Genomic DNA, 14,816 nt, shown 5'->3' on the forward strand with positions numbered 1-14,816 from the left:
TGGTTCGATCCCTGCTCCCGACGATGCTCCAGTTCCTGCTGCACGGGCTCACCGTGCTGCTGCTGCCGCCCCTGCTTCCCGGCCTCATCGCCAAGACCAAGGCCCGGATGGCCGGTCGGCAGGGGCCGCCCGTGCTCCAGCTCTACTACGATCTGGCCAAGCTCGCCCGCAAGCGCGCCGTCTACAGCCGCACCACCACCTGGGTGTTCCTCGCCGGCCCCGTGGGCGGCGTGGCTGCGGGTCTGGCCGCCTCCGCCCTCGTCCCCTTCGGCCACACCCCGGCACCGATCTCCTTTGAGGGCGATGTCATCCTCTTCGCCTACCTCTTCGGGCTGGCCCGCTTCCTCACGATCCTCTCCGCCCTGGACACCGGCTCCAGCTTCGAGGGCATGGGCGCGGCGCGGGAGGCGACCTTCTCGGCCCTGGCGGAGCCCGCGCTCTTCCTGGGCTTCGCGGCCCTGGCCAAGGCCAATGCCAGCCTGTCGCTGGGGACCATGCTGGCCTTCCCCGGCAGCCTCACGACGCGGTTCACGGGACCCCTGATCCTCATCCTGGCGGGCTGGGTGATCGTCTACCTGGCGGAGAATTCGCGCATCCCCGTGGACGACCCCAACACGCACCTGGAGCTCACCATGATCCACGAGGTGATGGTGCTCGACCATTCGGGCCGGCCCTTCGCCCTGGTGCTCTACGGCGCCAGCCTCAAGCTCCTGGTGCTGGGCGCGCTCATCCTGACGCCGGCCCTGCCCCGCGCGGCGCACGCCTGGCAGAACTGGCTGGCGTTCTATGCGGCCCTGGCCGGCCTCGCGGTGGGGGTGGGCCTGGTGGAGAGCTCCATGGCGCGGTTCCGCATGACCAAGGTCCCGCAGTTCCTCGTGGCCGGGGTGCTGGCCACGGGTTTCGCCTTCCTGCTGATGCTGGTGTAGCCATGCTGCCCGACCTGCTCATCGCCCTCACCATGCTGTCCAACTTCAGCCTCGTGGCCACCAGCCGCGTCAGCAAGGCCATCCAGTTCGCCGTCCTCCAGGGCGTGCTGCTGGGCCTGATGCCGCTGGCCATGGGCCTGGGCCGCCACTTCCACATCGTCCTGCTGGCCGTCGCGGCGGTCACGGTGAAGGGCTGGCTCATCCCCTTCCTGTTCCGCCGCGCCCTGAAGCAGGTCCACATCCAGCGCGAGGTGGACCCCTACATCGGCTACACCGTGTCGCTGATGCTCTGCGCCCTGGGCACGGGCCTCAGCCTGCTCCTGGCCCACAACCTGCCGCTCAAGCCGGGCACGGAGTACGTTCTGATGGTGCCGGCCTCGCTGGCGACGCTGTTCACGGGCTTCCTGCTGCTGGTGTCCCGCCGGAAGGCCCTCACCCAGGTGGTGGGCTACCTGGTGCTGGAGAACGGCATCTACCTCTTCGGCCTGCTGCTGGTGGAGGACATGCCGGCCTTGGTGGAGGCGGGGATCCTGCTGGACCTCTTCGTGGGCATCTTCGTGATGGGCATCGTCATCAACCACATCCGCGTGGCCTTCGATTCCACCGACACCCGGCACCTGGCCGAGCTGAAGGACTGACCCATGGCCTGGCTGCTCATCCTCGTCCCCCTCCTGGCCGCCGCCCTGGCCTTCGCCGTGTCGTCCCCGACCCTCCGCGCCTGGATCCTGCCGGCCGTGGGCATCCTCCACCTGGGGCTGCTGCTCGTGGCACTCGGCGGATGGCGGGCCCTGCCGGCCACCGCCTGGTTCGGCCTCGACGCCCTGGGCGGCTGGGTGCTGCTCGTCATCAGCGTGCTGTTCTGCATCTGCGCCTTCTACGCCCCGGCCTACCTGGCCCTGCGCCCCGAGCGTGACCACCGCGTGCTCTCCACCTGCCTCCTGGGCTTCCTGGGCCTGGCCTCGCTGCTGGCGCAGGCCCGCCACCCCGGCATCGCCTGGGTGGCCATGGAGACCACCACCCTGGTCACCGCACCCCTCATCTACTTCAACCACAACCGCCGCTCCCTCGAGGCCACCTGGAAATATCTCGTGATCGGCTCGGTGGGCATCGCCCTGGCGCTGCTGGGCACCCTCTTCATCGCCTACGCGGCGCACATGGGCGGGCTGGAGGAGCCCCTGCGCTACACGCGGCTCATGGAGAACGCCTCGCTCCTGTCCCGGCCCTGGCTGCGGGCGGGCTTCGTGCTGACCCTGGTGGGCTACGGCACCAAGATGGGCCTGGCGCCCCTGCACACCTGGAAGCCCGATGCCTACGGCGAGACGCCGGGCCTGGTGGGCGCCCTCCTGGCGGGCGGGGTCACCAGCTGCGCGTTCCTCGCGTTGCTTCGGATCTACGCGGTGGTGGCCGCGGCGGGCGAGGGCGCCTTCGCCCGGGAGCTGCTGGTGGCCTTCGGCATGCTCTCCATGGCCTGGGCCCTGGTCTTCATGATCCGGCAGACGGACATCAAGCGGCTGCTGGCGTACTCCAGCGTCGAGCACATGGGCATCCTCGTCTTCGGCATCGGCATCGGGGGCCTGGCGGCGAAGTTCGCCCTCTTCCACCTGGCGGCCAACGCCCTGGTGAAGAGCGTGCTGTTCCTGTCCGCGGGCAACATCCACCGCAGCTACGCCAGCAAGCAGCTGCCCTTCGTCACCGGGGCCCTGCGCCGCACGCCGGTGTCCGGCTGGCTCTTCCTCCTGGCCTTCCTCGCCATCACAGGCATGCCGCCCTTCGCGCCCTTCCTCAGCGAGTTCAGCATCGCGTCGGGTGCCCTCGGCACGGGCCATCTCGCAGGCGGGGCGGCCTTCCTCATCCTGCTGGGCAGCATCTTCCTGGCCATGAGCGAGACGGTGGTGAAGGTGGTCTTCGGCACGCCCAGCGCTCAGCGGGTCCGCACGCCCTACAAGGATGCGCCGGCCACCACGGCGCCCCTCATCGCGGCGCTGGCGCTGGCCTTGGTCCTGGGCATCTGGCTGCCCCGGCCCCTCCAGGCCATGCTCGACCACGCCAGCACCACCGCGGAGGGCCTCCCCTCCGCCCGCCTGGAGGTGCGGCCATGACCCTCGTCCTGCCCATCCTCCGCAACGGCCAGCGCCTGCCCCTTCGGGAGGTGCCCGAACTGCCGATCCGAGAGTTCCGCGAGGCCATCCTGCAGCGCATCCATGAAGGGGACCGCCTCGCCTGCCTCTGCGCCGACTTCGACCTCCACCTCCATGCGGTGCTGGCCGACGATGCGGGACAGGCGCTTCGCGCCCTCCGCACGAAGCTGGACGCACCCCGCTATCCCGCGCTTACGCCCGACTGCCCCCAGGCCCACCTCTTCGAGCGGGAGATCGCCGAGCAGACCGGCATCGTCCCCGAGGGCCATCCCTGGCTCAAGCCGGTGCGGTTCCACCTCCCCTGGACCGGCGCGCCGGATCCCTGGCAGCGGGGTGGGGCACCGGTCCCCGGTGCCATGGACTTCTACCGGGTGGAGGGTGAAGAGGTTCACGAGGTGGCCGTGGGGCCGGTCCATGCCGGCGTCATCGAGCCTGGCCACTTCCGGTTCCAGTGCCACGGTGAGCGGGTCTTCCACCTGGAGATCGCCCTGGGCTATCAGCACCGCGGGCTGGAGAAGGCCCTCCTCGGGGGTCCCCATCCCCTCAGCCTCAAGCAGGCGGAGACGGCCTGCGGGGACAGCAGCATCGCCCACGCCTGGGCCTACTGCCGCCTGCTGGAGGGCCTGGCGGGTGTGGAAATCACGCCTCGCGTGGATCTGGTGCGCGGTGTGGCCCTGGAACTGGAGCGCGTCGCCAACCATGTGGGCGACCTGGGCGCCCTGTCCGGCGATGTGGGCTTCCTGCCCACGGCCTCCTTCTGCGGGCGCATCCGGGGTGACTGGCTGAACCTGAGCGCCGAGGGCTGCGGCAGCCGCCTGGGCCGGGACTGGCTGCGTCCCGGGGGCCTGCGGCAGGACCTGGAGCCGGCGCGGGCCGCCGCCATGCGCCCGCGCCTGGACCGGGCCTGGATGGACACGAAGGACGCGGTGGAACTGCTCTGGGGCGCGGCCTCCGTGATGATCCGCTTCGAGGCGGCGGGTCGCGTGGACCCGGACCAGGCCCGCGAGATCGGGCTGGTGGGCGTGGCGGCGCGGGCCTGCGGGCTGAGCCGGGACGTGCGCCAGGACCATCCCTTCGGCCCCTACGGGACCCGGCCCGTCCCCGTGGCCCAGGCCGAGAGCGGCAATGTGCATTCCCGGGCCTGGGTGCGCTGGCTGGAGCTGGGCGAGAGCGCGGGATTCCTTTCCGCGGCCCTGGCCTCGCTGGCGGAAAGCGAAGCCGACCCCAGGCCCCGACCCCTGCCGCCACGGGCTCCGGAGCACCTGTGCATCTCGCTCACGGAGGGCTGGCGCGGCGAGGTACTGCACCTCGCCTGGACGGACGCCCAGGGCCGCTTTGCCCGCTACAAGATCGTGGATCCCTCCTTCCACAACTGGTTCGGCCTGGCCCTGGCCCTGCGGGGCGAGCAGGTCTCCGACTTCCCCCTGTGCAACAAGAGCTTCAACCTCTCCTACTGCGGGCATGACCTATGATCCACATCCTGCTCTCCCGCTGGCGCCAGGGGTACCGCACCTTGCCCTATCCGAAGGAACTGCCCGCGCTGCCCGAGCGGTTCCGGGGGCGGCCACTGATCCATCCGGAGCGTTGCCCCGACGGCTGCCGGGCCTGTGCGGAGGCCTGCCCCACCGAGGCCATCGCCTTCGGAGCCACGGGCCCGCGCATCGACCTGGGCCGCTGCCTCTTCTGCCCCGATTGCACGGAGGCCTGCCCCGAGGGCGCCATCGAGTACACCCAGGAGCACCGCCTCGCCACCCGGACGCGGGAGGACCTGAGCCTGGGTCCGGCGGTGGAATACCGGCTGGCGGCGGCCCTGGACGGGGAGCTGAAGCGGCTCTTCGGCCGGTCGCTCAAGCTCCGGGTGGTGAGCGCCGGCGGTTGCAACGGCTGCGAGGTGGACGTGAACGTGCTGGGCACCCTGGCCTGGGACCTGGGGCGCTTCGGCATCCAGTTTGTGGCCTCGCCGCGCCACGCCGACGGCCTGCTCCTCTGCGGGCCGGTGACGCAGAACATGGAGCTGGCCGTGCGCAAGACCTACGACGCCATCCCGGGGCCCAAGCTCGTCATCGCCGTGGGGGCCTGTGCCATTGCCGGCGGACCCTACTACCGACAGGAGGAGCAGCTTGGCGGGGCCGCGAGCGTGGTGCCCGTGGACCTCTTCATCCCCGGCTGCCCGCCCCACCCCCTGACCATCCTGGATGGCCTGCTCCGCCTGCTCGGCAGGCTGGAACCCAGGGCGGGGACCGCATGAAGATGTAGTAAAAGTACACACTCGCCCTCCTCGGAACGCAGGGATGGACGCGATACGAGTGTCCAAACATGCATGACCGGGGGGCTTGGCCGCCTGGCTGGCAATTCTGGGTCTCAACCTAAAAATGGTCTCGGGACTCCATTGCCCCAGGAGGCGACCATGAATCGTTGGCGCGGCATATCCATCCTTTTGGCAAGTATGGGCTTGGCCTTTCTGCTGGCCTGCGGGGGATCCTCCGGCTCCAGCAGTGGCGCCATGACCGTCCACCTGGTGGATGGCCCCATCAGCGGCTATCAGGAGATCAACGTCAACATCCAGACCGTGGAGATCAGCGGCAACGGCGGTTGGATCACCCTCGGAACCCCGAACAAGACCTACAACCTGCTGAGCCTCACCGGCGGCGTGAGCGAGCTGCTGGCCTCCGGAGCGACGCTGCCCGCGGGCCACTACCAGCAGATGCGGCTGGTCCTCGGGTCGGGCAACACCGTGAAGCTGGCGGACGGCAGCGTCCAGCCCCTCACCGTGCCCTCGGGCCTGCAGACGGGCATCAAGCTGATCGTGAGCTTTGACGTGGCCGCCGGCACCACGAAGGATGTGTGGATCGACTTCGACGCGGCCCACTCCATCCAGGTGGTGCAGGCCGGGGCCTCCAGCCAGTACCTCCTGCGGCCGACGGTCTGGGCCTACGACAAGATCGTCACCGGCTCCATCTCCGGGAAGCTGACCGACGCCGCGACCTCGACGGGCCTCGCCGGCGCCGTGGTCTATGCCGAGACCCTGGACACGGGCGGGAATCCCCGGATCGCCCGCAGCACGGTCACCGACGCCACCGGGGCCTACACCCTGGACCTCCTGCCGGTGGGCGCCACCTACTACGTGGTGAGCCAGCCCGTGCTGGGCACCACCACCCCCAAGGCCTATGACGCCAAGGCCAGCGATGGCTATGCCCTCAGCGGTACCACGCCGGTCTTCACTTACAATGCCGCCTTCACCGCGGATGCGGCCACCGGCGGGGTGTCCGGCGGCCTGACGCCCGTGGCCACCAGCAGCCAGAGCGATGCCGTGAACCTGCTCCAGACCCTGGCCACGCCCACCTCGGGCAGCTTCGCCTTCATCGTGGACAGCACCATGGCCACCGTGGCCACCTCCACCGAGTCCTACGCCTTCGCGACGGTGCCGGTGGGCCTCTACAGTGTCCAGGCGGTGCGGACCACGCTGAACCTGGATGGCACCACCACGGTGACCTCCTCCACCCTCCAGCCCGCTACCGTGACGACCGGGCTCACCGTGACCGTGAACCTGGGGCTCTGAGCCGGGGAAGAAGGTCCATGGGGGCGGTCCGGACAAGGGCCGCCCCTGTGGCTCACCCGGCCAGTCCGGTCAGCACGCTCAGGACCTCCTCGTCCCCGGGCCGCTGGTCGGGGTCCTTGCGGCAGAGCCGTTCGACGAGGTCCACGAGGGCGGCGGGGAGGTCGGGCCGGAGCGCCGCCAGATCCGGCAGAGGATCCCGCCGGTGCTTGTCGAGGATCTCGAAGGGCGTCTCCCCGTCGAAGGGCGGATGCCCCGCCAGCAGCTCGAACAGCATGATGCCGAGGGAGTACCGGTCCGCGGCGGGCCCCACCTGGGCTCGGATCTGGGCTTCCGGCGCGGCATAGCGGGGGGTGCCCAGGAAGGCGTAGGTGGTGGTCAGGGTGTTGGAGTCCACGATCCGGGAGATTCCGAAATCCATCACCTTGGCTTGATCGCCGTCGAAGATCACGTTGCCGGGCTTCAGGTCGCGGTGGACGATGCCGAGGTGGTGGGCGTGGGCCATGGCCCCGGCAATCTGCAGCGCGAGGCGGTAGAAGGCGGGCAGCGAGGGGGGGCCATCCTCGCGGAGGGCCTGGTCCAGCCGCCGACCGGAGATGTACTCCATGGCCAGCCAGGGAGGGCCTGCCTCCGGGCCGGGATCCAGCATCCGCACCAGGTTGGGGTGATCCAGCATGGCGCCGAGTTTCGCCTCCTGCCGGAATCGCCGCAGGAACTCGGGATCATCGTGCCGGTAGGGGTGCAGCAGCTTCAGGGCCACGGGCAGCTTGGTGGTGCCGTGGCGGGCGAGGTAGGTGCTCGCGAACCCGCCCCGGCCGAGCAGCCGTTCGATCCGGTACGGCCCCAGCTGTTCGGGGTCGCCGAAGGAGGAGGATTCGGGCGGGCGTCTCCGGCGCCGGAGGAGCAGCCAGGCGCCGGCCACGGCCAGGGAGAGGCCGACGGCCCATCGCAGACGGGAAGCGGGTGCCGGGGTGCCCTGGGGGGCTGCCGCGGGGGTGGGAAGGGTGGCTTGGGCCGGAGCGGAGGTGGCCTGGTCCGGGCTGCGGGGCGGGGGGGGGTCCCGCCGAGGGGGCGGCGGGTTCCTGGTCGCGGCGGCCGGGCCCCCTTCCCGGGATGGTCCGGGCGCGGGAACCGGTGTTGGGTCCGCAGGGGTCGGGGCGGGCTGGCTTTGGGCCGGGGGCACCGCCACGGGCTTCGACGGCGCTGGAACCGGGTCGGGGTCCTTCGGGGGCGGGACGGCCTGGGCCTTCTGGCTGAGGCGGTGGGCGAGGGCCTCCCGCGCCGCGTTGGGTTCCCGCTGGTGGGCTGCGCGGTCCAGGGCCGCATGGGCGGCTTCGGTTTCTCCCAGCTCGATGAGGCAGCGGGCCAGATGGGTGTAGGGCGCGTAGTCGTTGAGCAGGTTGTTGCCGTAGATGACGATCCGCGTGGCCGAGGCCGGCCGCAGCTCGATCGCCCGGCGGAAGGCGGCGGCGGCCGTCTGCCATTGTCCCTGCCGCTCGGCATCCAGGCCGTCCTGATAGGCGGCATAGAAGGTGGGCTGGCTCTGGGCCGCCAGCAGGGGTGCGAGGCCGAGCATGAGCGCACTCCGGCGCATCTCAGTCCCCCACGAAGAGGTGGCGCAGGACCCGTTCCAGGGGCTTGCGGTCGAACTGGATGATGGCCGAGAGGTCCAGCCGGTGTTCGCGGATGCGCTCGGTGCCCAGGGAGGTGGAGCCGATGCGGGACAGGATCTGATCCACGTCGAGGGCCTTCGAGACCCGGCGGTTGGACCAGCCGTACCGGTAGGCGACATCCAGGCCGAGGGGCCCCTGCTTGAGTCCGGTCCCGAGGGCGACCCGGTACATGACGCGCTGGAGGCCGGTGGCGGCGTCGACCACGGGCTGGGGTTCCCGGCTGATGCCCGCCCGGAGGGGGATCACAGTGCCGTTGGAGGTGATGTGGAGGTACTCGGTCCCGAGGTGCAGGTCCGTGGCATTGGGGGTCCGGTCGCCCTTGTCGAAGTCGAAGAAGCTCTGGCCATTGAGCCGGGGGGAGTCGGACATGTAGCGGGTGGTGGACCACAGGGTGTGGGAGAGGTCCGCCGTGATCAGCCACTGGTCCGTGGGGCGGTAGGCGTAGCCCAGGCCGGTGCCCGATGGCCAGTGGAGACCCGTGCTCATGGGGGATCCCGTGAAGCCGCCGCGGGGGAGGTTGGTGGCCAGTTGGGTCGCGAACGTGTAGTCGGCATGGAAGCCGGTGCGGTGGACGATCCCGAAGCTCCAGGTGGGCCAGCGCCAGATGAGCCCGAGGTTGAAGTTCTCGCCGTCCATGGCATTCCCCTGCTGGAAGGTCGCCACGGTCTGCGTCGTGCCCGTGGTGCGCAGGCTGGTGGAGACGAGATCCCAGCGCCCGCGCCACTGGTTGTACGAGAACCCCAGCAGGATGCGCTGGGACACTTCGTAGGCTGCGGCCAGGGAGTAGAGATCGATCTGGCCGGTCTGGGTGATGTCCTGGACCAGCAGGGAGGGGGATCCGGAGGTGGTGAGCGGGGATTCCGTGAGGGTGCGGTGGCTGTGGTCGGTCAGGGCCAGGGCGCGCTGGATGGACAGCTGCAGCACCAGGTTCCGCCCGGCCACCTGCAGGGGTGCGGTGGCGGAGATGAAGAGGGGATCGAAGCGGGTGCTGCTGACGAGGGAATCGCTCACGGCCAGGATGCGGCCCTGGCTGGAGGTCTCGAAGTCCTCGTAGCTCACGGAGCGCTGGGTCCCCCGGGCCACGAAGCTGACCTCGGGATGGAGGAGCTGCGCCAGGCCGGCAGGATTGAAGGACACCGCCGTCGCATCGTCGGCCACGGCGATGAAGGCGCCGCCCAGTCCCATGGCGCGGGCGCCGGCGCCCTGAACGGTGAAGTTGGTGCGGGACTGCTCGGAGATCAGGGTGCCGATGGGAGTCTGCGCCCGCAGAAACCCGGACCCCCCCGCCGCGAGAAGCAGGCAGGGAAGGAGCATCTGGCAGCGGCCGAAGGAGGAGGACTTCACTCGTACATCATGCCTGTATCCAGGAACGGCGGGAACCAGGGCCGCTGGGCCTTCCGGGCGGATCAGGAGGAGGTGAGGACCGTCCGGATTTGCCGGGACAGGTCGTCCAGGAACTGGTAGCGCTTGGTGTACATCGAGCGCTTGTTGGGCTTGATGTCCTCTGCGGTCCTGCGCGGCGCCTTGATCGGCAGCTGGTACCAACCATCTTCCCGGCGCACTCCGCTGGACTCCCGCCAGAGCTCATCGTAGTCGAATAGGATCTTCTTGCCCGGCCCCAGGAGCCGGCCCCGCGCGACGTGAATGCCGTTGCCCACTCCGAGCAGGCTGGCCACCCGAAGGGACCGGGTGATCTCCTGCGCCACGAAGACCATCAGGGCCTTGGGCCGGAGCCCATGCATGGCCTTGGTCGCGAGCTTGATGGTCTCCTCGTCGCCGCCCTTCCGGCCCTGGAGGGCGCCGAGGTAGCAGCACCATCCGGCGGCCTGGTGTTCGAGGGAGTAGGCGAACGAGCTGATGGCTCCGGGAATGCCCTCCAGCTCGAGGAAGACCCCGATCTCGCCTTCCTTGCGGAACTGGGGGTCCGCCCGCATCAGGAGGCGCAGGGTGCCCGCCTTTTCCAGCGGGATGCGCGCCAGCAGGAGGCCCTCCTCCCGGAGCATGGCCTGCTGGAACGCCCCGCCTTTGGCGTTCACGAAGATGTAGGTGTCGCGGATGACCTTGAAGCGCTTGGCCCAGTCCCACCGGCGGGACATGTAGGTTCCCATGGGGCGGAAGGCCAGCCTTGGGCTGGCGGCCACGAAGGGGCGGACGACCGGCTCATCGAGAAAGGCGAACCAGCCCTGAACGGAGGCTTCCCGGAGGATCGCCAGGGCGGCCCAGCGGAGGTGGCGCTTGATCTTCTTCCGCTCTTCAGGGCGGGCTTCGTAGGCCTGGGTGCTGTAGTGCCAGGCCTTTCTGGAAACCAGGATGTAGCTTCGGATCACGCGTAGAAACCGCGGTACTTCATGGCCTGGGCCACGCGATCCAGGGCCAGGATGTAGGCGCCGATGCGGGGGTTGGTCTTGTACTTGTCCGTGGTGGCGAAGGTGGCCTGGAAGGCGTGGGTCATGTAGTCCACCAGGCGCTCGTTGACTTCGCGCTCCCGCCAGTAGAAGCCCTGGCGGTTCTGCACCCACTCGAAGTAGCTGACGGTGACGCCGCCCACGTTGGCCAGAATGTCGGGCACCACGAGCACGCCGTGCTCCAGCAGGATGGGGTCGGCTTCGGGGGTGGTGGGGCCGTTGGCGCCCTCCACGATGACCTTGGCCCGCACCTGGGCGGCATTGGATTCGGTGATCTGGTTCTCCGAGGCCGCGGGCACGAGGATGTCCACCGGATGGGTCAGGAGGGTCGCGGGATCGAGCGGTTCCGCGCCCTTGAAGCCGACGACGGTGCGGGTTTCGGCCACGTGCTTGAGCAGGGCGTGGATGTCCAGGCCCCGGTCGTTCTTGATGGCGCCCTGGATGTCGCCGATGGCCACGATGCGGGCCCCGGCCTCATGCAGGAGGCGCGAGGCCTGGCTGCCCACGTTGCCGAAGCCCTGCACGGCCACCGTGGCGCCGGCCAGGGGCTTGCCCAGGCGCTGCATGGCCTCCCGGGCGGTGATGAGGATGCCGCGGCCCGTGGCCTCGTTGCGGCCGAGGCTGCCGCCGAGGCCCAGGGGCTTCCCGGTGACCACCGCGTTCTCGGTCTGGCGGACGTGCATGGAGTAGGTGTCCAGCACCCAGGCCATGGTCTGGGCGTCCGTGCCCATGTCGGGGGCCGGCACATCGCGGTCGGGACCGATGATGTCCATGATCTCGGCGATATAGCGGCGCGTGAGGCGCTCCTTCTCCCCCAGGCTCAGCTTGGTGGGATCGCACACGATGCCGCCCTTGCCGCCGCCGAAGGGCACATCCACCACGGCGCACTTCCAGGTCATCCAGGCGGCGAGGGCCTTCACTTCGTCGAGGGTCACGTTCATGTCGTAGCGGATGCCGCCCTTGGCGGGGCCGCGGGCGATGTTGTGCTGCACCCGGTAGCCGGTGAAGACCTCCCACTGACCGTTGTCCATGAGCACCGGCAGGCTCACGATCATCGACCGGCTGGGAGCCATGAAGACCTTGAAGAGCGCGTCATCCAGGCCGTACAGCTGGGAGGCGACCCGCAGGCGGGCCTGCATGGCTTCAAAGGCGTTGGTCTGGTCGGTCGGCATGGAGGTCATCTCCTACGGACGGGCGTCGGATGCGGGATGGGTCTCGGGGGGCAGCTCCAGCTCACGGCCGGCGCCCCAGAGCCCCTCGAGGTTGTAGTGGCGGCGGGTGTCCTCGTCCATGACGTGGACGACCAGGTTGCCGTAGTCGAGCAGCACCCAGTTGCCGTTGGCTTCGCCCTCGCGGGAGATGGGATGCTCGCCGGCCAGCTTGAGGGCGTCCTCGATGGACTCGGCGATGGCGCGGTTCTGGCGGTCGCTGCCCCCGCTCATGAAGGCGAACACATCCGTGAAGCTGGCGATGTCCTTCACGTCCACGAGTCGGATGCGGAAGGCTTTCTTGGACCGGGCGGCGTCGACGACGGTCGCGAGCCGGGAATCAAGGGTCATGCGGGCTCCAGAGCAGGCTAACGATACAGGTTTTCGGCGCGGATGGCAGCCAGAACTTGGGCTGGGATGCCGGCGGGATCCTCGGCAGGATCCGCCGCCAGGCGGTGCCGGAGGTCGGTGGAGGCGAGGTCGGTTTCGGTCGAGGGCAGCCAGACCAGCTCGCCGGGCCCCCCGGACCAGGCGGATACGACCTGGAGTCCCGGAATGCCTGGAACCTCGGTGGGGGCGCCGGGCCTCCGGCCCACGGCCAGGGAGGCCAGCTCGAGGATCCGCTCCGGGCGGCGCCAGGCGGCGAAGCCCGCCAGCTGGTCGCTGCCCATGACGAGGATCCAGGCCGTGCCGGGCTCAAGGGAGGCCAGCGTCTCCAAGGTGTCCACCGTGTAGCTGGTGCCGCCGCGCGCCACCTCCGCCCGCTCCACCTTGCAGCGGGCGTCGAAGGCACGGAGAGCCTCGGTCAGCAGGTGCAGGCGCGTCTCGGCCCCCGGGCCGCCCGGATCGGGCTTGTGGGGGCTGAGGGCCGTGGGCACGAAGCGCAGCTCGTCCAGGTCCAGGTGCTCCAGGGCGAGGCGCGCCAAGCGCAGGTGCCCCTCATGCGGAGGGTTGAAAGCCCCACCGAGCAGGCCGACGCGCACTACCAGACCTCGTCCTTGGGCACGGCTTCTTTCTGTCCGGCCAGGATCTTCAGGGCATCGTCGACCGCGAAGGCCAGCTCGCGGAGCCCTTCGCCCGTGACCCCCGAGATGAAGACGGGCTTCTGCCCCCGGTCGGCGCAGATGGCTTCGAAGGCGGTCCGGCGCGCCTCGTCCTGGAGGGCGTCGAGCTTGGTGCCCACCAGCCAGCGGGGCTTGGCGGCGAGCACGGGGCTGAAGGCCAGCACCTCGCCCTCGATGACCCGGACGGCCTCGGCGGGCTCGGTGATGGGATCCGACAGGTCCACCAGGTGCAGCAGCATGCGGGTGCGTTCCACATGGCGCAGGAACTGGATGCCCAGGCCCGCGCCGTCCGCGGCGCCTTCGATGAGGCCCGGGATGTCGGCGATGACCCAGCTGTCCATGATGTCGCCGCCGAAGCGGTCCAGGCTCACCACGCCGAGCTGGGGCTCCAGGGTGGTGAAGGGGTAGTCGGCGATCTTGGGCCGGGCGGCGCTGAGGCGGCTCACCAGGGTGCTCTTGCCGGCGTTGGGGAAGCCCACCAGGCCCACGTCCGCAATGAGTTTCAGCTCCAGGTCGAGGGCGCGCTCTTCGCCTTCCTCGCCGGGCTGGTGGTGGCGCGGGGTGCGGTTGGTGGAGCTCTTGAAGTTCGTGTTGCCCAGGCCGCCGCGGCCACCGCGGGCCACGCAGACGGATTCGCCGTCCGCCAGCAGCTCCGCCAGCACCTCGCCGGTCTCGCCATCCTTCACCACGGTGCCGAGGGGCACTTCCAGGGTGATGTCGAGGCCATCCTTGCCATGGCGCATGCAGCCCTCGCCCTGGCGGCCGCGCTCGGCGGCGAAGTCGCGCTTGTGGCGGTAGGGGTTGAGGGTGTTCAGGGCCCGATTGGCCCGGATGAAGATGGAGCCGCCCTTGCCGCCGTCGCCGCCGTCGGGCCCGCCCTCGGGGGCGAACTTCTCGCGGCGGAAGCTCATGGCGCCGGAACCCCCGTGACCGGCGGCGACGCGGAGCTGGACGTAGTCAAGGAACATGGTGGGGGGTCACTTCAGGAAAGGGGTGGAATAAGCACAGGCCGGGCTCCGCCCGGCCTGTGCGAGGGGGCCCCGGGGATGTGCGCGCAGCGCAGACCCCCCGGACAACATCAACCCTCGATGGGATCGATGTGGATGAAGCGGCCGGACTGGCCCTTGTCCTGGAACCGCACCTTGCCGTCGATCTTGGCAAAGAGGGTGTGGTCCTTGCCCATGCCGACGTTGATGCCGGCCTTGAACTTGGTGCCGCGCTGGCGGACGAGGATGGAACCGCCGGGGACGACTTCCCCGCCGAACTCCTTCACGCCGAGGCGCTGGGAATGGGAATCACGACCGTTGCGGCTGGAACCGACGCCTTTTTTATGAGCCATGGAAGAACCTCTTCAAAATCAGGATTCGTGAATGGGGGGAAGGATGCGGGTGCGGGCTTGGCCCGGGCGAGCATCGGGGGTCCGGGGGTGTGCGCGCAGCGCGGGATCCCCGGAGAGCATCATCCCTTGATGGCCTTGATGCGGACCTCGGTGTAACCCTGGCGGTGGCCCTGGGTGCGCTGGTAGGTGGTGGTCTTCTTCTTCTTGAAGATGATCACCTTCTTGGCGCGGTCGTGGGTGATGACCTCGGCCTCGACCTTGGCGCCCTTCACGATGGGCTGGCCCACCTTCAGGTCCCCGTCGTTGTCGATGAGCAGCACATCCTCGAAGGTCACGGCCTGCTTGGGATCCTTCTCCAGGAGCTCCACCCGGAGGATGTCGCCCTCGGCGACGCGGTACTGCTTCCCGCCGGTCTTGATGATTGCGAACATGGAAACCTCTTTGATTGGGGCGTGTGGGCGGCAGTCCATCGGACGCGCTTGGGGGGCCCACGGCCAGGGCAAGGCC

General features: G+C 69.7%; 15 protein-coding genes. 6 read left to right on the plus strand and 9 right to left on the minus strand.

The window, feature by feature from the left end; genetic code table 11:
* The first annotated feature begins 23 nt into the window (after positions 1 to 23).
* The 6 genes from MLE43_RS08600 to MLE43_RS08625 all read left to right on the plus strand — a co-directional run bounded on the left by MLE43_RS08600 (position 24) and on the right by MLE43_RS08625 (position 6,623).
* On the plus strand, positions 24 to 926 hold the full coding sequence (locus MLE43_RS08600) for a respiratory chain complex I subunit 1 family protein (protein WP_420843193.1): 903 nt from the start codon (positions 24 to 26) through the stop codon (positions 924 to 926).
* Positions 927 to 928: 2 nt separating this feature from the next.
* Entirely contained in the window at positions 929 to 1,564 is a 636-nt protein-coding gene (locus MLE43_RS08605) for a hypothetical protein (protein WP_243288378.1), read from the plus strand.
* Between the two features lie 3 nt (positions 1,565 to 1,567).
* Complete coding sequence (locus MLE43_RS08610; RefSeq protein ID WP_243303245.1) at positions 1,568 to 3,025, plus strand: proton-conducting transporter transmembrane domain-containing protein; 1,458 nt, start codon at positions 1,568 to 1,570, stop codon at positions 3,023 to 3,025.
* Positions 3,022 to 4,536: a hydrogenase large subunit gene (locus tag MLE43_RS08615; protein ID WP_243303246.1), complete on the plus strand. Its 1,515-nt coding sequence runs from the start codon at positions 3,022 to 3,024 to the stop codon at positions 4,534 to 4,536. The genes MLE43_RS08610 and MLE43_RS08615 overlap by 4 nt, the downstream gene beginning before the upstream one ends.
* Complete coding sequence (locus tag MLE43_RS08620; protein ID WP_243303247.1) at positions 4,533 to 5,312, plus strand: NADH-quinone oxidoreductase subunit B family protein; 780 nt, start codon at positions 4,533 to 4,535, stop codon at positions 5,310 to 5,312. Before MLE43_RS08615 ends, MLE43_RS08620 begins: the two co-directional genes overlap by 4 nt.
* A 255-nt stretch (positions 5,313 to 5,567) precedes the next feature.
* Entirely contained in the window at positions 5,568 to 6,623 is a 1,056-nt protein-coding gene (locus MLE43_RS08625) for a DUF4382 domain-containing protein (protein WP_243303248.1), read from the plus strand.
* A 52-nt stretch (positions 6,624 to 6,675) separates the two neighbouring features.
* Here MLE43_RS08625 and MLE43_RS14860 read toward each other — a convergent pair whose 3' ends face one another.
* The 9 genes from MLE43_RS14860 to rplU form a co-directional block, all read right to left on the minus strand.
* Entirely contained in the window at positions 6,676 to 8,196 is a 1,521-nt protein-coding gene (locus tag MLE43_RS14860) for a serine/threonine-protein kinase (RefSeq protein ID WP_275976143.1), read from the minus strand.
* A 19-nt stretch (positions 8,197 to 8,215) separates the two neighbouring features.
* Complete coding sequence (locus tag MLE43_RS08635) at positions 8,216 to 9,637, minus strand: OmpP1/FadL family transporter (protein WP_243303250.1); 1,422 nt, start codon at positions 9,635 to 9,637, stop codon at positions 8,216 to 8,218.
* 62 nt (positions 9,638 to 9,699) lie between these two features.
* A complete protein-coding gene (locus MLE43_RS08640; RefSeq protein WP_243303251.1) occupies positions 9,700 to 10,620 on the minus strand; it encodes a VirK/YbjX family protein in 921 nt (306 codons plus the stop codon).
* Entirely contained in the window at positions 10,617 to 11,870 is a 1,254-nt protein-coding gene (locus tag MLE43_RS08645; protein WP_243303252.1) for a Glu/Leu/Phe/Val family dehydrogenase, read from the minus strand. The genes MLE43_RS08640 and MLE43_RS08645 overlap by 4 nt, the downstream gene beginning before the upstream one ends.
* 12 nt (positions 11,871 to 11,882) lie before the next feature.
* Positions 11,883 to 12,257 (minus strand): ribosome silencing factor, encoded by a 375-nt coding sequence (gene rsfS, locus MLE43_RS08650; protein WP_243303253.1) that lies wholly within the window; start codon positions 12,255 to 12,257, stop codon positions 11,883 to 11,885.
* A gap of 17 nt (positions 12,258 to 12,274) precedes the next feature.
* Entirely contained in the window at positions 12,275 to 12,889 is a 615-nt protein-coding gene (gene nadD, locus MLE43_RS08655; RefSeq protein WP_338029078.1) for a nicotinate (nicotinamide) nucleotide adenylyltransferase, read from the minus strand.
* Positions 12,889 to 13,938, minus strand: a complete 1,050-nt coding sequence (gene obgE, locus MLE43_RS08660; RefSeq protein WP_243303255.1) for a GTPase ObgE — start codon at positions 13,936 to 13,938, stop codon at positions 12,889 to 12,891. The genes nadD and obgE overlap by 1 nt, the downstream gene beginning before the upstream one ends.
* A 110-nt stretch (positions 13,939 to 14,048) precedes the next feature.
* The gene (rpmA, locus tag MLE43_RS08665; RefSeq protein WP_243303256.1) at positions 14,049 to 14,309 is read right to left on the minus strand and encodes a 50S ribosomal protein L27; all 261 of its coding nucleotides are present in this window, start codon (positions 14,307 to 14,309) and stop codon (positions 14,049 to 14,051) included.
* 119 nt (positions 14,310 to 14,428) lie between these two features.
* The gene (rplU, locus tag MLE43_RS08670; protein WP_243303257.1) at positions 14,429 to 14,740 is read right to left on the minus strand and encodes a 50S ribosomal protein L21; all 312 of its coding nucleotides are present in this window, start codon (positions 14,738 to 14,740) and stop codon (positions 14,429 to 14,431) included.
* Between the last annotated feature and the right edge of the window lie 76 nt (positions 14,741 to 14,816).

It is taken from the genome of Geothrix oryzisoli (assembly GCF_022808865.1).
In the GTDB taxonomy this organism is placed as follows: Bacteria; Acidobacteriota; Holophagae; order Holophagales; family Holophagaceae; genus Geothrix; species Geothrix oryzisoli.